Source organism: Kitasatospora sp. NPDC057595 (assembly GCF_042800875.1).
Lineage (GTDB): Bacteria > Actinomycetota > Actinomycetes > Streptomycetales > Streptomycetaceae > Kitasatospora.
On sequence record NZ_JBHVGL010000007.1, the window covers coordinates 97,295 to 113,778 of the forward strand.

At 74.5% G+C, this 16,484-nt stretch carries 15 protein-coding genes; 6 read left to right on the forward strand and 9 right to left on the reverse strand.

Annotation, left to right across the window (positions count from 1 at the left end):
* From ACFU9E_RS13490 to ACFU9E_RS13520, 7 genes are all read right to left on the reverse strand, one after another.
* Positions 1-206: hypothetical protein (locus ACFU9E_RS13490; RefSeq protein WP_380715007.1), on the reverse strand; the 206-nt coding region annotated here is incomplete at its 3' end.
* Between the two features lie 186 nt (positions 207-392).
* On the reverse strand, positions 393-1,514 hold the full coding sequence (locus tag ACFU9E_RS13495) for a PucR family transcriptional regulator (protein WP_380690309.1): 1,122 nt from the start codon (positions 1,512-1,514) through the stop codon (positions 393-395).
* Positions 1,515-1,650: 136 nt separating this feature from the next.
* Positions 1,651-2,706, reverse strand: a complete 1,056-nt coding sequence (locus ACFU9E_RS13500; RefSeq protein WP_380685008.1) for an ABC transporter ATP-binding protein — start codon at positions 2,704-2,706, stop codon at positions 1,651-1,653.
* On the reverse strand, positions 2,703-3,722 hold the full coding sequence (locus ACFU9E_RS13505) for an ABC transporter ATP-binding protein (protein WP_380685007.1): 1,020 nt from the start codon (positions 3,720-3,722) through the stop codon (positions 2,703-2,705). The genes ACFU9E_RS13500 and ACFU9E_RS13505 overlap by 4 nt, the downstream gene beginning before the upstream one ends.
* Positions 3,719-4,600, reverse strand: a complete 882-nt coding sequence (locus ACFU9E_RS13510) for an ABC transporter permease (RefSeq protein WP_380685006.1) — start codon at positions 4,598-4,600, stop codon at positions 3,719-3,721. The genes ACFU9E_RS13505 and ACFU9E_RS13510 overlap by 4 nt, the downstream gene beginning before the upstream one ends.
* Positions 4,587-5,558, reverse strand: a complete 972-nt coding sequence (locus ACFU9E_RS13515) for an ABC transporter permease (protein WP_380685005.1) — start codon at positions 5,556-5,558, stop codon at positions 4,587-4,589. The genes ACFU9E_RS13510 and ACFU9E_RS13515 overlap by 14 nt, the downstream gene beginning before the upstream one ends.
* Positions 5,555-7,129 (reverse strand): ABC transporter substrate-binding protein, encoded by a 1,575-nt coding sequence (locus ACFU9E_RS13520; RefSeq protein WP_380685004.1) that lies wholly within the window; start codon positions 7,127-7,129, stop codon positions 5,555-5,557. Before ACFU9E_RS13520 ends, ACFU9E_RS13515 begins: the two co-directional genes overlap by 4 nt.
* A gap of 234 nt (positions 7,130-7,363) precedes the next feature.
* Between ACFU9E_RS13520 and ACFU9E_RS13525 the strand changes: the two genes are divergently transcribed.
* Positions 7,364-8,008: a TetR family transcriptional regulator gene (locus tag ACFU9E_RS13525; protein WP_380685003.1), complete on the forward strand. Its 645-nt coding sequence runs from the start codon at positions 7,364-7,366 to the stop codon at positions 8,006-8,008.
* Positions 8,009-8,012: 4 nt separating this feature from the next.
* On the opposite strand, the gene ACFU9E_RS13530 is transcribed toward ACFU9E_RS13525, so the two are convergent.
* The gene (locus tag ACFU9E_RS13530; protein WP_380685002.1) at positions 8,013-8,810 is read right to left on the reverse strand and encodes a GntR family transcriptional regulator; all 798 of its coding nucleotides are present in this window, start codon (positions 8,808-8,810) and stop codon (positions 8,013-8,015) included.
* A gap of 185 nt (positions 8,811-8,995) precedes the next feature.
* On the opposite strand from ACFU9E_RS13530, the gene ACFU9E_RS13535 reads away from it, so the two are divergent.
* The 5 genes from ACFU9E_RS13535 (at position 8,996) to ACFU9E_RS13555 (ending at position 15,735) form a co-directional block, all read left to right on the forward strand.
* The gene (locus ACFU9E_RS13535; RefSeq protein WP_380685001.1) at positions 8,996-9,754 is read left to right on the forward strand and encodes a tyrosine-protein phosphatase; all 759 of its coding nucleotides are present in this window, start codon (positions 8,996-8,998) and stop codon (positions 9,752-9,754) included.
* On the forward strand, positions 9,751-11,535 hold the full coding sequence (locus tag ACFU9E_RS13540) for a glycoside hydrolase family 3 protein (protein WP_380685000.1): 1,785 nt from the start codon (positions 9,751-9,753) through the stop codon (positions 11,533-11,535). Before ACFU9E_RS13535 ends, ACFU9E_RS13540 begins: the two co-directional genes overlap by 4 nt.
* On the forward strand, positions 11,532-12,725 hold the full coding sequence (locus tag ACFU9E_RS13545; RefSeq protein ID WP_380684999.1) for a glycoside hydrolase family 1 protein: 1,194 nt from the start codon (positions 11,532-11,534) through the stop codon (positions 12,723-12,725). The genes ACFU9E_RS13540 and ACFU9E_RS13545 overlap by 4 nt, the downstream gene beginning before the upstream one ends.
* Before the next feature lie 130 nt (positions 12,726-12,855).
* A complete protein-coding gene (locus ACFU9E_RS13550) occupies positions 12,856-13,416 on the forward strand; it encodes a DUF4291 domain-containing protein (protein WP_380684937.1) in 561 nt (186 codons plus the stop codon).
* A 267-nt stretch (positions 13,417-13,683) separates the two neighbouring features.
* Complete coding sequence (locus ACFU9E_RS13555; RefSeq protein ID WP_380684938.1) at positions 13,684-15,735, forward strand: glycoside hydrolase domain-containing protein; 2,052 nt, start codon at positions 13,684-13,686, stop codon at positions 15,733-15,735.
* A gap of 79 nt (positions 15,736-15,814) precedes the next feature.
* On the opposite strand, the gene ACFU9E_RS13560 is transcribed toward ACFU9E_RS13555, so the two are convergent.
* Positions 15,815-16,393, reverse strand: coding sequence for a hypothetical protein (locus ACFU9E_RS13560; protein ID WP_380684939.1), 579 nt, complete (start codon positions 16,391-16,393; stop codon positions 15,815-15,817).
* Between the last annotated feature and the right edge of the window lie 91 nt (positions 16,394-16,484).

Here is a 16,484-nt window from a genome sequence, read left to right on the forward strand (position 1 = left end):
GGCTGTTCGTCGGCATGGCCCCCGCTCCCGGGGGCGACGGGGGTACGGGGCCCGCCCCCCCCGCTCGGGGGGCGGGGGGGGCGCCCGACGCCGTGCCCCCCGGGCACGGCGTCGGCCGCGAGGCCGCTGAGCAGGGCCAGCATCCAGTACTCGGCGGTCACCACCAGGGTCGGAAAGCCCGGCGCGGCCTTGAAGTCCCCCCGCATCCGCCCGTTCCCTCCGACTTTCCGATCGGCGCCGGACCCCCCGAGCGCCGTGGTGATCCTGTCAGGAGGAAAGCGTCCGCACACTGCCAGGACCTGGCAATCTTGTCGGTGTTTTGACACCGGAAAACATCCGGAAACCAGACGCAACGCGGGGCCCGCTGAAACGTTCAAGATGAACGGCCGCGGTCACAGCGACCGGTTCGGCCAGTCGAGCAGACGCGCGCCCATCACGGCGGTCTCCAGGGTGTAGCGGTGCAGCGCGTCGGCCGGGTCGTAGCCGGTGAGGTCGCGGATGCGCTCCAGCCGGTAGCCGAGCGCGCGCACGCTCAGGCCGAGCCGCCGGGCGGTCTCGGCGTTCACGTACCCGGCCTCCGCCTGGACGGTGATGGTCTCCAGCAGCGGGCGGGCGCCGCCGCGCGCGGAGGTGAGCGGGCCGAGCACGGTGCGCACCAGGTCGGCCATCGCGGAGCGGTCCCGCATCAGCACCGGGAAGACCAGCAGCTCCTCGGCGCGCAGCCGCTGCGCCGGCAACTCCAGCCGCTGCGCGTACTCCAGCGCGCCGAGCGCCTCCTCGTAGCTGCGGACGATGCCGCCGGTGCCGGCGTGCCGGCGGCCGGTCGCCACCCGCTGCGCGGGCGGGTACCCGGCACCGGGCCGCAGGGCCAGCTCGGTGAACGCGGTGAGGACGGCCTGCTCGCCGTCGGAGGCGATGCAGACCAGCCGCCCGTCGCGGGCGGCCAGCAGCAGGGTGCGGTCGTCGTAACGGCCGGTCAGTTCCCGCAGCACCCGGTGCGCGGCGGGCGCGCCCTCCAGGTAGGGCTCGTCGGCGACGGCGACCGCGACGGTGTAGCCGGCGGCCAGCCGCAGCCCGAACCGCTCGGCGCGCTCGGCGAGCGCCCCGAGGTCGGAGCGGCCGTGCAGCAGGTCGTTGACCAGCTCGCGCCGGTTGGTCTCCTCCTGGCGCACGGCCATCCGCTGCGCGCGCTCATGGCCCTCGGCGAGGGCGCCCAGCGCGGCCTGGGTGGCGGCGAGCACGGCGTCGCCGGTGCGCCGCAGCTCGGCGGCGGTGGCGGCGGTGAGGCCGGGGAGGGTCTGCCAGGCCGCGCGGGTGGCGCCCAGACAGGCGCCGACGAGGTCGCGCAGGCCGTGGCCGGCCTCGGCGCCGCGCTCGCCGAGTTCGCGCAGCCGCTCCAGTTCGGAGCGGCGCAGCAGGCGGCCGGTGCGGGAGACGTCGGTGAGCAGGTCCAGGCAGTGCGGAGCCAGCTCGCTGGGGATGTCGGGTGTGCCGGTTCCGTTGGCCACCGTCATGTCGTCGTGTCCCGCCCCGGTCCGTGGGTGTGGTCCGGCCGCCCGGCGTGCCCGCCGGTCGGCCGATCGGCTTCTGGGCTGGTCAGCCGGTGCGCCGAGCCGTCGGCGGACCCGTCGGCCGCCCAGCCCGGGCATGTTATCCGGTCGGCGTTCCGGCCGCCTTGCCAACCGCCTCGCCGACCTCCTCGCCGACTGCCAGGCCGACCGCCGGCACCAGCGGCCGGTGGCAGGCGACGGTCCGTCCGGGCGCGACCTCGCGCCGCGCCGGCACCTCGCTCGCGCACCGCTCGTCGGCGAACGGGCAGCGGGTGCGGAACCGGCAGCCGGACGGCGGGTCGAGCGGGGACGGCGGGTCGGCGGGCAGCAGCCCGGAGTCGCCGAGCGGGCGGCCGGGCTCGGGGACGGCGGCGAGCAGGGCCGCGGTGTACGGGTGGGCGGGGGCGGCGAGCACCTCCTCGGTGGGGCCCTGCTCGCAGAGCCGGCCGAGGTGGAGCACCGCGACGTCGTCACTGACGGCGCGGACCACGCCGAGGTCGTGCGAGATGAACAGGCTCGCCAGGCCGCGCTCCTCGGTGAGCCGGCGCAGCAGGTTGAGCACGGTGGCCTGGGCGGAGACGTCGAGGGCCGAGACGGCCTCGTCGGCGATCAGCACCCGCGGCTCGGCGGCGAGCGCGCGGGCGATGGCGACCCGCTGCGCCTGGCCGCCGGAGAGCTGGGCGGGCCGGCGGTCGCCGAACAGCGCGACCGGCAGGCCGACGGCCTCCAGCTGCCGCTCGACCACCGCGGTGCGGTCGACCGACGGGTCCGGGTGGGCGTCCAGCGGTTCGGCGACCAGGTCGCGCACGGTGCGGCGCGGGTTGAGCGAGGAGACCGGGTCCTGGAACACCATCTGCATCCGGGGACGCAGGGCCCGGAGCGCCCGCGGGGTGAGGGCGGCGAGGTCGGTGCCGTCCAGGGTGACGGTGCCGGCGGTGGGCGGGGGCAGTCGCAGCAGGGCCTTGGCGATGCTGCTCTTGCCGGAGCCGGACTCGCCGACCAGGGCGAGGGTGCGGCGTTCGCGCAGCTCCACGTCGACGCCGCTGACGGCGTGCAGCGGGCCGGAGCGGGTGCGGTGGACCACGGACAGCCCGGTGGCGCGCAGCACCACGGGCGTGTCCGCGTCGGCGGAACCTGAGACGGGGGTGGCGGTCATGCGGCGGTCTCCTCGGCCGTCGCCGGCAGCGCGGCCGACGGCGTGAGCGGGAAGTGGCAGGCGGCCGTGTGTCCGGCTCCGGCCCGGTGGAGCGGCGGCGCGTCCGTCGAGCAGACCGCCTGGGCGCGCTCGCAGCGCGGGGCGAACGGGCAGCCGGGGACGGGCTTGGAGAGGTCCGGCGGCGAGCCGGCCACGGCGGGCAGGGTGCGGCGCAGCGGTCCGGTGACCCGGGGCACCGAGCGCAGCAGCGCGGCGGTGTACGGGTGGGCGGGGTTCTCGGTGACGTCCTCGGTGGGGCCGGTCTCGACGACCCGTCCGCCGTACATGACGGCGATCCGCCGGGCGCGGCCGTAGAGCAGGCCGATGTCGTGGGTGATCAGCAGGGTGGCCAGGCCGCGGGTCTCGCGGTGCCGGTCGAGCAGGTCGAGCACGGTGCGCTGGACGGTGACGTCCAGGGCGGTGGTGGGCTCGTCGGCGAGCAGCAGGGCGGGGGAGCCGGCCAGCGCGGCGGCGATGCCGACGCGCTGGCGCAGGCCGCCGGAGAGCTCGTGCGGGTAGGCGCGGGCGCGCCGGGCCGGGTCGGGGACGTCGACGGCGGCGAGCAGTTCGGCGGCGGTGCGCAGCCGCTCGCGGCGCGGCATCCGGCGCCGGTTGGTGAGCGACTCGGTGACCTGGTCGGCGATCCGCACGACCGGGTTGAGCGAGGTCATCGGGTCCTGGTGGACCATCGCGACGCCGGTGCCGAGCAGTTCGGCGCGCCGGGCGGCGGTGGCGGTGAGCAGGTCCTCGCCGTTCAGCCGCACCGAGCCGGTGGCGGTGGTCCGGGTGGTGCGCGGGTGGACGCCGAGCACGGTACGGGCCAGCACGGACTTGCCGGAGCCGGACTCGCCGACCACGCCGAGGCACTCGCCGGCGTCGATGGTGAGGTCGATGCCGTGCAGCACGTGCAGCGTCCGGCCGTCGGGGGTGTGCAGGGTGGTGTCGAGCGAACGGACCTCCAGAACCGGGCTGGTCATCCTCGCCCTCCCTTCGAACGGAGCTTGTCGCCCAGGTAGTTGAGGGCGAGGACGGTCAGGCAGAGCACCGCCGCCGGGGCGAGCGAGATCCACGGGGCGCTGCCGAGCGTCGTCCGGCCCTCGGCGATGATGCCGCCCCAGGACGGCTCCGGCGGGCGGAGCCCGAAGCCGAGGAAGCTGAGCGAGCCCTCGGCGACGATGGCGACGGTGGTGGCGGTGAACGCGAAGGTGAGCGCGATCGGCGCGACGTGCGGGACCACCTCGCGCACCAGGATGCGCAGCGGAGCGGTGCCGATCATCCGGGCGGCCTGGACGAAGCCCCGCTCGCTGAGCGACATCACGACGGCGCGCACCACCCGGGTGAAGTGCGGCACGGTGAACAGGCCGATCAGCGTGCCGATCAGGGCCAGGCTGGGGCCGCGCAGCGAGACCGCGATCATCACCAGGATCAGGGTGGGCACGGACAGCAGCAGGTCGGTGGCGAAGCCGATCACCTTGTCGACCGGCCCGCGGAACCAGCCGGCCGCCACGCCGAGCGCCCCGCCGCAGAGCAGGCCGACGGCGATGGTCAGCGCGGCGACGGTGAAGGAGGCGCGGGCGCCGGCCACGGTGCGCTCCAGGACATCGCGTCCGGCGGCGTCGGTGCCCAGCCAGTGGCCGGGGCCGGGGGCGGCGGCGGGGTTGGCGAAGTCGCCGTGCAGCGGGTCGAAGCCGGGCAGCAGCGGGAGCAGCACGGCGGCGAGCGCGACGACGGCCAGCCAGCCGCCGGCGACCAGCACCCCGGCGGAGGGGAGGCGGCGCGCCGCCCGCTCGCGCGGGGCGGCGGCGGGTGTGGCGGGGGCGGGGGCGGGGGCGGGGACGGTCTCAGCGGCGCTCATCGGCGATCCTCGGGTCGACGGTGCGGTACAGCAGGTCCACGGCGAAGGTGGCCGCCACCACGGCGACGGCGCTGACCACCACCACCCCCTGCACCACCGGGAAGTCACGGCCGTTGATCGCGCCGGAGACCCAGGTGCCGACGCCGGGCACCGCGAACAGCGACTCGACCAGCACCGAGCCGCCGAGCGAGGTGCCGACGCCGATGCCGATCAGGGTGACCAGCGGCAGCGAGGAGGGCCGCAGCGCGCGGCGCAGCAGTAGCCGCGCGGTGCCCATGCCGCGGCTGCGGGCGGCGGAGACGTAGGTCTGGTCGAGGGTGTCGAGCAGCTGGCTGCGCAGGGTGCGGGTGAAGACCGCGGCCTCGGTGAGGCCGAGGGTGAGCGCGGGCAGCACCAGGTGGCGCAGGTTCTCCAGCGGGTCCTCGGTGAACGGGGTCCAGCCGGTGGCCGGCAGGAGCCGCAGCTGGACGGCGGTGATCCAGATCAGCAGCAGGCCGAGCACGAAGCCGGGCACGGCGAGCCAGACGAAGGCGCCGGCGGTGGCGATCCGGTCGACCGCGCCGCCCGGCCGCCAGGCCGACCAGAGCGCGACCGGCAGGGCCAGGCCGAGCGCCACCACCTGGGCGGCGACGAAGAGTTCGAGGGTGACCGGGATCCGGTCGGCGAGCTCGGTGGTGACGGCGACGCCGGTGGAGAGCGAGTGGCCGAGGTCGCCGTGCAGGGCGTCGCCGAGCCAGCGCCAGGTGGCGGCGAGCACGTTCTCGTCCAGGCCGAGCTTGGCCTCGTAGGCGGCGACCTGCTCCGGCGTGGCGGTGGGGCCGAGGGCGGCGAGGGCGGGGGAGCCGGGCATCAGGTGCGGCAGGGAGAGCGCCGCGACGGTGACCAGCAGGAGCACCGCGGCGGCCCGTGCGAGCCGTCCGGCGGTGCGTCCCGCCGTGCGCAGGGCGGTGGGCGTCACTTCTTCACCCACAGCGAGGCGGGGGAGACGTTGACGACGGTCCGCTTGGAGACGTCGGGCAGGCCTCCGATCCTGGTGGTGGCCAGCAGGCCGGTCTTGTTCTCGGTCAGGAACAGCATCGGGGCGTCGTTGACGACCTCCTGCGCGGCCTCCTGGTAGGAGCGGGCGCGCTGGGCCGGGTCGACGGTGGCGCGCCCGGCGGCGATCGCCTGGCCGGCCTTCGGGTTGTTCCAGCCGGTGAAGTTGTAGGGGGCGTCGGGAACGTAGAGGCTGGCCAGGGCGGTGTCGGTGTCGCCGAACATGCTCGTGACGAAGTCCATCACCTGGAACTTGCGCTGGAACATCGCGGTGCCCAGGCCCGCCGGGTCCAGCGGCTTGATGGTCATCTTCACGCCGGCCTCGGCGAACATCTGCTGGAGCACGGTGGCCCGCTGCTGGCCCTCGGGGCGGCTGTCGACGAGGTACTCGAAGGAGAGGTCGGAGTGGCCCGCCTCGGCGAGCAGGGCGCGCGCCTTGGCCGGGTCGTGCGCGGGGTACCCGGAGGCGTCGCCGGCGGCGCGGTAGGGGGAGGCGGAGCCGATCGGGCCGTCCGAGACCTTGCCCTGGTCGAGGTAGACGACCTTCTCGACGGCCGAGCGGTCCACCGCGTACTGCAGCGCCTTGCGCACCTTCGGGTCGTCGAAGGGCGCGACCTTGGTGTTGAACAGCACGGTGGTGGTGGAGCCGGGGCCGGCGGCCACCCGCAGGCCGTCGGTGGCGGCCTGCTTGAGCTGGGAGGGGGTCTCGGCCCAGACCACGTCGGCGTCGCCGGAGCGCAGCGACTGGTAGCGGCTGTCGGTGTCCGGCAGGACCTTGTAGACGAGCTTGTCGGCGTGGCCCTTCCCGCCCCAGTAGGAGGGGTTGCGGACGAGGGTGGCGGAGACGCCCGGCTGCACGCTCTCCACCGTGTACGGGCCGGAGCCGACGGCGGGGGTGTCGGCGCCGGCCGGTGCCTCGGAGACGTAGCCGAGGGAGCGGGTGAACAGGCTGGGGAAGGCGGCGTTGGGGGACTTCAGGGTGAAGCCGACGGAGGTCGGGGAGTTCACCGTCATGGCACCGATGGTGGCGGCGTCGGCGGCACAGCCGCACTTGGCCTCGGGCTTGGCGAGCCGGTTGACGTGGTCGACCACGGCCTGCGCGTCGAGCGGCTTGCCGTCGCTGAAGGTGACGCCCTCGCGCAGCTCCAGCGTCCAGGCGGTGGCGTCGGCGTTGGCGGCGGTGAAGGCCTTGGCCAGGTAGGGCTGCACGGCGCCGTTGTCGCCGTTGACCATCAGCGGGTCGTAGAGCGCGTTGGCCAGGATCATCATCGGCATCGAGGTGAGGCTGGTCTCGGCCGGATCGAGCTTGGTGAACGGTCGGTCGAGGCCGATTCTCAGAGTGCCGCCGTCGACGGCGGGGCCGTCGTCCTTGGCGGCGGAGGCACCCGCGCCGCCGCCGGAGACCGTGTCGTCGGACGCGGAGCAGGCGGAGGCGGTGAGGGCGAGGGCCGCCGTGCAGACCGTGGACGCCAGGACGAGCGTGTGCCGCTTCATGATTCCTCGGGGGGATTCGGGGGCTGAGGGAGGGGGGAGACCGGCGGACGCTGCCGGACCGGCGGCCGCCGGACCCCACTCTTTGGAGGTGGCACAACTGCCAATTGGCACTTGTGCAAACTTCGCATGACGAAATGACGACGACTTGGCGCTCGGCTTGAGCGGGCCGCGCCGGGCGTGATTCGGTACGACTACGGCCGCGTGCGGCACAGCAGTTGACGAGGAGCGAGCAGGATGCAGGGGCAGGGGACGGACACCGTGGCGGAGCCCGGGCTGCGCGACCGCAAGCGGGCGCGGACCAGGCAGGCCATCCGCACAGCGGGGCTCGACCTCTTCGAGGAGCAGGGTTTCGAGGGCACCACGGTGGACCAGATCTGCCGCCGGGCCGACGTCGCCCACCGCACCTTCTTCCGCTACTACGAGTGCAAGGAGGCGCTGCTCTTCGGCATGGACTTCGGCGCCGCCTTCCTGGACGCCTTCGCCACCGCCCCCGCCGGGCTGGAGCTCTGGGCCGCCTTCGAGTACGCCGCCGACACCACGGGCGGGCAGCTGGAGGAGCCGGCCGAGCACACCGTGCGGCGGCGGGCGCTGCGGCGCCGGTGCATCGGGATCCGCAGTGTGCACGGCTTCGCGCTGGTGATGATCGACGCCTTCGCGCAGCGGTTGACGGCGATCGCGGCCGAACGGCTGGACGTCGACCCGGTGGTCGACCTGCGGCCGCAGGCGTTCGCGGCGCTGATGGCGGGCATGACCCGGCGGCAGGTCCTCGACGGCTACGAGATGGGCTCGCTCCAGGAGTGGGCGGCGGCGTTCCGGCTGCTGCTCGCGAAGTTCGACGCGCCGGCCCCGGCACCGCGCCCGGCGGGAGCCGTCCGGTGACCGCCTACCGCACCGGCCCCGACCCGCCGCCCGGCTCGCGGTAGTGCAGCACGAACCGCGCGCTGCTGCCGTCGATCCGCCGCCGCAGGTACAGCGCGGGCGCGCCGTCCGGCGTGCAGCTGACGCCCTCGCGGACCAGCAGCGCGGTGCCCGGGGGCACCCCGAGCAGCTCCGCGTCGGCGAGGTCCGCGCCGACCGCGCCGAACGCCCGCCAGTCGTACTCCAGCTCCACCCCGGCCGCCCGCGCCAGGTCGAGCACCATGTTGCCGGGACGGCCCGGCCGCACCAGCCCGTCCGGCAGCGGTCCGGACGGCACCCAGTAGCTGCTCACCACCCGGGGCCGGCCGCCCAGCCGGATCACCGTGTCCACCCGGGACAGCTCCTCGGGGGCGCGTCCCAGCTGGCGGGCCGCCTCGTGGTCCTCGGCGGAGCCGGTCACCGGCGGCGCGGCCACCACGAACTCGCCGTCCTGCGCCGCCCCGGGCGCGTCCGTGCCTAGCGGCAGCCCGGTGTGCACACTGCCGAGGTCGAACCGCTGGCTGCGCGGGTCGACCGCGATCGACACCCGTACCGCGGGCGGGCGGACGAAGGTCCCCACGCCCCGGCGGATCTCCAGCACCGCGGCCCGTTCCAGCTCGGCCACCGCCTGTCGGACGGTCAGCCGGTTGACGCCGAACTCGGCGCTCAGCTCCGGCTCGCTGGGCAGCCGGGAGCCCGCCGGGTACGTCCCGGCGTCGATGCGCTCCTGGAGCTGCCGGGCGAGCCGGCGGTACAGCGGGGTTTCGGTCCGGTGCGTTGCCACGCGCCAGATCCTACGGAGCCGGGTGGCGGCTTCTGTCCCCGGTTGTCCGGAAGTTCACCTCCTCGTCGCTTGCCCGGTGCCCCACTTGCCGGGTAGACATCTAGACGTCTAGATGTCTCGCCGCCTTCTCCACACCATCCCGAGTCATCACCCCCACCCCGCCCGCACCACCGAAAGGCCCCGCCATGACCCTCGTCAACTTCCGTGACCCCGCCGCCCTCGCCGACCCCGAGGGCCGCTGGGTCCGCCACGGTGTGCTGCACCGCTCCGCCCAGCCGTTCCCGGCCGACGACGCCTCGATCGTCGAGCAGCTGAACGCCGCCGGCGTGCGCACGATCATCGACCTGCGCGGCGGCGCCGAGGCGGACGACGCCGACTGGGCGCAGTCCCGGGCCGCCGGCATCGAGGTGGTTGCCGCCCGGGTCCAGCCCACCGACGGGAAGCTGGAGGCGGCGATGATGAAGATGACCACCGACGCCGACCTCGGCCACTTCTACCTGCTGATGGTCGAGTCCGCCCCCGAGGCGGTCAAGCTCGCCGTCGAGGCCGCCACCCGCCCCGGCGGCCTGCTGGTGCACTGCGCCGCCGGCAAGGACCGCACCGGCTGGCTGACCGCCCTGCTGCTCGACCTGCTCGGCGTCCCCGCCGAGGAGATCGTCGCCGACTACCACCGCACCACCGCGGCGCTGCCGCAGATCTTCGAGGGCCTGGCCGAGCGCAACCGCAACGCCCTGAACGACTACCACGCGGGCTCGCTGACCATCCCGCGCCAGCTGCTGGAGGCCCCGGCCGACTCGATGGCCGCCTTCCTCGACCTCGTCCGGGCCCGCTACGGCGGCACGGAGGGCCTGCTCGCCCACTGCGGCGTGGACGCCGCGACCATCGAGGCCTTCCGCGCCAAGGCCGGCGCCGGCACCGTCGAGACCGCCGAGGTGACGGCATGAGGCCCCTGCTGCACCACACCGACGGCACGCCGTTCCGCGACCTCAACCACAACGGCACCATGGAGCCCTACGAGGACCCGCGGCTGTCCGTCGAGGAGCGCGTCGAGGACCTCCTCTCCCGGATGACCCTGGAGGAGAAGGCCGCGCAGATGTTCTGCGGCCGGATGCTCGCCGGCAACCAGGGCCCCTTCCCCTCCGGCGACCACCTGATCACCGAACGCGGCCTCACCGCCTTCGGCATGACGATGGTCCCCGACGCCCGCAGCATGGCCGAGTGGAACAACCACGTCCAGGACCTCGCCGCCGCGAGCCGTCTCGGCATCCCGGTCACCCTCGCCTCCGACCCCCGGCACGGCTTCACCACCAACCCGGCCACCGCCTTCGCCGGCGGCGGCTTCTCGGTCGGCCCCGAGCCGATCGGCCTCGGCGCCACCGACGACCCGGAGCTGGTCGGGGAGTACACCGCGCTGATCGGCCGCGAGCTGCGCGCCGTCGGCATCCGGGTCGCCATCCACCCGATGGCCGACCTCGCCACCGAGCCGCGCTGGGCCCGGATCAGCGGCACCTTCGGCGAGGACCCCGAGCGGGTCTCCCGGATCATCGCCGCCTACATCCGCGGCCTGCAGGGCGAGCGGATCGGGCCGGACAGCGTCGCCTGCATGACCAAGCACTTCCCCGGCGGCGGCCCGCAGCACAAGGGCGAGGACTCGCACTTCGCGGCCGGCCGCAGCCTGGCCTACCCGGGCGGCGCCTTCGAGCAGCACCTGCGCCCGTTCGAGGCCGCCTTCGAGGCCGGTACCGCGCAGATCATGCCCGCCTACGCGATCCCGGCCGGCTCCGGGCTCACCGAGGTCGGCGCCAACTTCAACCATGACGTCATCACCGGCCTGCTGCGCGGCAAGTACGGCTTCGACGGCGTGATCTGCACCGACTTCAACGCCATCACCGGCATGGAGATCCCGGGCGTCGTCAGCCTGCCGCCGCGGCACTGGGGCGTCGAGGAGCTGTCGGTGCCCGAGCAGGTCGCGATGACCCTGCACGCGGGGGCCGACCAGCTCGGCGGTGAGACCGACCCCGAGCTGATCCTCGGCGTGGTCCGCTCCGGCGCCGTCACCGAGGCCCGGCTCGACGAGTCCGTCCGCCGCATCCTGCGCGACAAGTTCCGGCTCGGCCTGTTCGACGACCCGTACGTGGACGTCGAGGCCGCCGTCGCGCTGGTCGGCGCCCCGGCGGGTCGCGCGCTCGGCCGCAAGGTCCAGGCCGCCTCGCTGGTCCGCCTCGCCGGACAGCCGCTGACCGGCGAGCGGATCTACGTCGAGGGCGTGGACGCCGAGGTGGCGGCCCGCTACGGGACGGTCGTCGAGCGCCCCGAGGACGCCGACGTCGCCGTCGTCCGCCTGGCCACGCCGTACGAGAAGCGCGAGGGGCTGCTGGAGCAGCACTTCCACACCGGGACCCTGGAGTTCGAGCCCGCCGAGGCCGCCAGGATCGTCGCGCTGGCCGGGACCGTCCCCACCGCCGTCGTCGCGCTGCTGGAGCGCCCCGCCGTGCTGACCCCGCTGGCGCCGCACGCGGCGCTGCTGGTCGGCGAGTTCGGCGCCGCCGACGAGGTCGTGCTGGACGCGGTGTTCGGCCGTGCCCCGATGACCGGCTCGCTGCCCTTCGACCTGCCGCGCTCGGACGCCGCCGTCGAGGCCTCCCGCGAGGACGTGCCCTTCGATACGAAGGACCCGCTCTTCCTCGCCGGCCACCCGACCGCCCCGCGCGAGGTGACCCGATGACCACCGACGCTCTGCCGGACGGCTTCCTGTTCGGCGCCTCCACCGCCGCCCACCAGATCGAGGGCAACAACACCACCAGCGACTGGTGGGCCCTCGAACAGCGCCCCGGCGGCTTCCTGCCCGAGCCCAGCGGCGACGCCGCGGACAGCTTCCACCGCTGGCCCGAGGACATGGACCTGCTCGCGGCGCTCGGCTTCAACGCCTACCGGTTCAGCATCGAGTGGGCCCGCATCGAGCCGGTGCGCGGCCGGTACTCGTGGGCCGCACTGGCCCACTACCGGGCGATGGTGGAGGGCGCGCTGGCCCGCGGCCTCACCCCGGTGGTGACGCTCCACCACTTCACCCTGCCGCAGTGGTTCGCTGGGGCGGGCGGCTGGCTCGCCCCGGACGCCGCCGAGCTGTTCGCGCGGTACGCCGCCACCGCCGCCGCCGAGGTGCTCGACGGCGTCCGGTACGTGGCCACCATCAACGAGCCGAACGTGCTCGCCCGGATGCACACCCTGATGGGGAAGCTCGCCGAGGGCCCGGCCGGGGTGGACCTCGACCGGGTCGACCCCGGCGAGGACATCACCGAGGCGCTGGTGCGGGCCCACCGCGCCGCGAGCGCGGCGCTGCGCGAGGCCGACTCCCGGCTGCTGGTCGGCTGGACGGTCGCCGGCCTCGGCCTCTACCCCGTGGAGCCCGGTGCCGAGGCCACCGTCGCGGCCGTCTCCCGGCGGCGGGAGGACGTGTTCGTGGAGGCCGCCCGCGGCGACGACTGGATCGGCGTGCAGGCCTACACCCGCACCCCGGTCGGCGTCGACGGTCCGGTCCCGGTCGCCGAGGGCGTCCGCACCACGATCAAGGGCTGGGAGTACTACCCGCGGGCGCTCGGCGAGGCGGTCCGGCGCACGGCCGCGCTGGTCGGTCCGGACGTGCCGCTGCTGGTGACCGAGAACGGCATCGCCACCGCCGACGACAGCGAGCGGATCGCCTACACCACGGAGGCGCTGGCCGGCCTCGCCGACGCCCTGCGCGACGGCGTCGACGTGCGCGGCTACCTGCACTGGAGCCTGCTGGACAACTACGAGTGGGGCTCCTACCGGCCGACCTTCGGCTTGGTGGCGGTCGACCCGCGGACCTTCGAGCGCAGCCCGAAGCCCTCCGCGCACTGGCTCGGCGCCCTCGCCCGGGAGGGCCGGCTGGGCTGAGCCGCAGCCGCCCGCGGGGAGCAGGACGTCGGCCGGTCCGACGTCCTGCTCCCCGTTTCCGTTTTCGCGTCCTGTCCCCACGTCAAAAACCGTTCGCGCCCGCGGTGGCGGGCTGGCAGAGTCCGCTCCCATGGAGCAGCTGTACGGGATCCGGGCCGACCACGACGCCTCCACCCTCGTCGTCTACCAGGCGTACGCCCCCGCCGTGGCCGACGCGGCGCTCGCCGCGGGGCGGTTCGTCCCGCCGTTCTCCTTCGGGCGGATGACCTGGATCAAGCCCTCGTTCCGCTGGCTGATGCACCGCAGCAACTGGGCCCGCAAGCCCGGGCAGGAGCGCGTGCTCGCCGTCCGGATCACCCGGGCCGGCTGGGAGGAGGCGCTCGGCCGGGCCGTGCCGACCACCGGCGACCCCGCGTTGCTCGCCCGCGCCGAGGTGCACGTCCAGTGGGACCCGGAGCGCTCCCTGCGCGGCGCGGCGCTCAACCACTACAGCATCCAGGTGGGCGTGGGCCGCACCCTGATCCGGACCTTCGCCGAGGAGTGGATCACCGGCATCACCGATCTCACCCCGCAGGTGCGGCGGATCGCCGAGCTGGTCCAGCAGGGCCGCACCGCCCAGGCCCAGCGCCTGCTGCCACCGGAGCGCCCGTACCCGCTGCCGCCGTCCCTCGCCCATCTGGCCCGGGTGTGACGAAGCCCGGGCCGGGCGAAGGGTGGGGCCGCCTCCCCGGCACGATCACTGGAATCGGGAGACGGCCCCGGTCCGGGGCCGGTCGGGGCCCACGCCGCGGATCGGGCATCGACCGCGTGGACCCGACCGGACCTCCATCAGACGACCTCAACCCCGGTTGAGGTCAAGTCCTCGTGGCGACGGCTGTTCGTCAGGGCGGGCCGCTAGCATGTGCGGTTCGTCCACAGTGTGACGTGAGACGCGCAATCCTGCCGAAGACAAAGGATGATGACGATCAGTATTCGACGCATACTCCTGACCGCGGGCAGCTGCCTCGCGCTCGGAGCGATCACCGTGGGGACCGCCGTCGCGGCGCCCGCCCCGGCACCGACCGCATCGTCCGGCACCAAGCCGGTCACGTACCTGGGACACCGGTTCACCGTCCCCGCCGATTGGCCGGTGGTCGACCTCGCCGCCGACCCGACGACCTGCGTCGGCTTCAACCGCCACGTGGTCTACCTCGGCACCCCGGGCGACGGCGCGAGCTGTCCGCCCGGTGCCGTGGGCCGCACCGAGGCGCTGCTCGTCGAGCCCGCCGCCGCCGGCACCGCCGCGGGCTTCACGGCCGACCCGGTGGACCACCAGCTCACCGCCACCGCCCCGGGCCTGCGGGTCACCGCCACCTACGACCTCGACGAGCGGCTGGTCCGGGGCATCATCGCCTCCGCCGGCCTGCCGACCGCCGGGTCGACGGCCGCCCGCAGCCCGAAGTCCGTGGCCGGCCAGGCGCCCGCCGCCACGCCGGGCGTGGCCGCCGCCCCGCAGGCCGCGGCCGCGCCCGTCGCCCTGCCGCCCGAGGTCACCAACTTCACCGGCCGCGGTTTCGACGCCTGCGCCGCGCCGAGCTCCGACCTCATGCAGGCCTGGAAGACGGGTTCCCCGTACGGCGCGATCGGCATCTACATCGGCGGCAGCGCCATGTACTGCCAGCAGCCGAACCTCACCCCCGAGTGGATGCAGAAGCAGACCGCCGACGGCTGGCGCTTCCTGCCGATCTTCGTCGGCCGGCAGGCCTCGCGGATCACCGGCCCGGCCGACGGTGTCACCGAGGCGGACAACGCCATCGCGAAGGCGGCCGCGCTCGGGCTCAGCCCGGGCAGCGTCCTCTACTACGACATGGAGGCGTACAGCACCCCGCAGTACACCACCACGGTCCTGGGCTTCCTCTCCGCGTGGACCAACCGGCTGCACGAGCGCGGCTACAAGTCGGGCGTCTACAGCAGCGGCGCCAGCGGCATCAACGACATCGTCAAGAACCTGGGCAGCGGCTACGCCATCCCGGACGTGCTGTTCTGCGCCAACTGGAACGGCAAGGAGACCACCAGCGACCCGTACATTCCGGACAGCGTGTGGGTCAACCACGAGCGCGTCCGCCAGTACCGCGGTGACGTCCAGGAGACCTACGCCGGGTACACGCTGAAGATCGACCAGGACCTCCTCGACGTGGCCGTCTCCCCGCCGCCGGGCCCGGGCGCCCGGGTGCGGGTGGACTTCAACGGTGACGGGAACGAGGACGTCGCGGGCAAGCTGTCCGACGGCTCCCTGCTGCTGTGGACCGGCAACGGCAACGGCACCCTCAACACCCAGAGCGGCTACGCCATGTGGCCGGGCACCGGCTTCGGCCAGGTCAGCGAGCTGGTCGCGGCCGACTTCAACGGCGACGGCCGCACGGACGTCGCGGGCAAGCTGTCCGACGGCTCCCTGCTGCTGTGGACCGGCAACGGCAACGGCACCCTCAACACCCAGAGCGGCTACTCCATGTGGCCGGGCACCGGCTTCAAGGACGTCCACGACCTGCTGGCCGGCGACTTCAACGGCGACGGCAGGATCGACCTGGTCGGCAAGGCCGCGGACGGCACCCTGATGCTCTGGACGGGCAACGGCAACGGCACGCTCAACACCAGCAGCGGCTACGCCATGTGGCCGGACACCGGCTTCAAGAACGTCCACGACCTGGTCGCGGCCGACTTCAACGGGGACGGCTGGACGGACGTCGCGGGCAAGCTGTCCGACGGCTCCCTGCTGCTGTGGACGGGCAACGGCTCCGGCCGGCTGAACACCTACAGCGGCTACGCGATGTGGCCGGACAACGGCTTCGGCCAGGTCCACGAGCTGGTGGCGGGCGACTTCAACAACGACGGCCGCGCCGACGTCGCGGGCAAGCTGTCCGACGGCTCCCTGCTGCTGTGGGCGGGCAACGGCAACGGCACCCTCAACACCCAGAGCGGCTACGCCATGTGGCCCGACAACGGGTTCTGGCAGGTCTCCGAGCTGCTGTAGTCCCGGGCTCCCGCAGCCCCGGGGCGGACACCACGGACCGGGCTCCCACCGCACGGCGGCGGGGGTCCGGTCCGGCGTTTCAGGGGGTCGGCAGCTCCCGGATCCGGGTGATCCGGCCGCGCGCGTCCAGCGTCAGGTCGTAGCCGTTCCCGTAGCAGGCGTAAGGGAGTTCGGGCTCGGCGCCGGTGAGGCAGGTGTCCAGATGGTCGAGCAGGACCGGCAGCTGGACCTCCTTGGCGGGCTCGTCGTGCGGGAGGTCGACGAGGGTGGCGGTGGCATGGGCCGCGAGGGCGTGGGTGACCACGGCGGCGCCGGGCGGGCAGGAGGGCCGGACGGTCAGCCGGCCGTCGGCGACCGCGAGGACCTGGACGACCCGGCGGCCGGCGTGGGTGGTACAGGGGGCGGGGGAGAGGGGGGCCGGGGGGAGGGGGGTGGGGGCGAAGAAGTCCGGGGTGGCCGCGAGGGTGTCCTCCCCGTCGTCGCCGGGGGCCGCGAGGTCCGCAGGGTCGTCCAGGTCCTCGGCATCCTCCGGGTCCCCGAGGTCGTCCGAGGCCACCGCGAGCGTCGGGTCCTCGTCGATCGGGGTGCAGGCGGCGAGCCCGGCGGTGACGGTGCAACAGAGCAGCACGGCGAGGAGGAGGCGACGGGGCGCGGTCATGGGGTGAGTCTCCCAGGAACGGGGCCGGACGAGACATCCACCTGGACGCGGAATCCGAGTGACCGGTTCCGGACACGACCGTCCCCGCCGG

What these genes read in the sequence shown, in the direction of transcription:
- ACFU9E_RS13495 (WP_380690309.1), bottom strand. Translation starts at nt 1,514, where the DNA reads ATGACGGTGGCCAACGGAACCGGCACACCCGACATCCCCAGCGAGCTG.
- ACFU9E_RS13500 (WP_380685008.1), bottom strand. Translation starts at nt 2,706, where the DNA reads ATGACCGCCACCCCCGTCTCAGGTTCCGCCGACGCGGACACGCCCGTG.
- ACFU9E_RS13505 (WP_380685007.1), bottom strand. Translation starts at nt 3,722, where the DNA reads ATGACCAGCCCGGTTCTGGAGGTCCGTTCGCTCGACACCACCCTGCAC.
- ACFU9E_RS13510 (WP_380685006.1), bottom strand. Translation starts at nt 4,600, where the DNA reads ATGAGCGCCGCTGAGACCGTCCCCGCCCCCGCCCCCGCCCCCGCCACA.
- ACFU9E_RS13520 (WP_380685004.1), bottom strand. Translation starts at nt 7,129, where the DNA reads ATGAAGCGGCACACGCTCGTCCTGGCGTCCACGGTCTGCACGGCGGCC.
- ACFU9E_RS13525 (WP_380685003.1), top strand. Translation starts at nt 7,364, where the DNA reads ATGCAGGGGCAGGGGACGGACACCGTGGCGGAGCCCGGGCTGCGCGAC.
- ACFU9E_RS13535 (WP_380685001.1), top strand. Translation starts at nt 8,996, where the DNA reads ATGACCCTCGTCAACTTCCGTGACCCCGCCGCCCTCGCCGACCCCGAG.
- ACFU9E_RS13540 (WP_380685000.1), top strand. Translation starts at nt 9,751, where the DNA reads ATGAGGCCCCTGCTGCACCACACCGACGGCACGCCGTTCCGCGACCTC.
- ACFU9E_RS13545 (WP_380684999.1), top strand. Translation starts at nt 11,532, where the DNA reads ATGACCACCGACGCTCTGCCGGACGGCTTCCTGTTCGGCGCCTCCACC.
- ACFU9E_RS13550 (WP_380684937.1), top strand. Translation starts at nt 12,856, where the DNA reads ATGGAGCAGCTGTACGGGATCCGGGCCGACCACGACGCCTCCACCCTC.
- ACFU9E_RS13555 (WP_380684938.1), top strand. Translation starts at nt 13,684, where the DNA reads ATGACGATCAGTATTCGACGCATACTCCTGACCGCGGGCAGCTGCCTC.
- ACFU9E_RS13560 (WP_380684939.1), bottom strand. Translation starts at nt 16,393, where the DNA reads ATGACCGCGCCCCGTCGCCTCCTCCTCGCCGTGCTGCTCTGTTGCACC.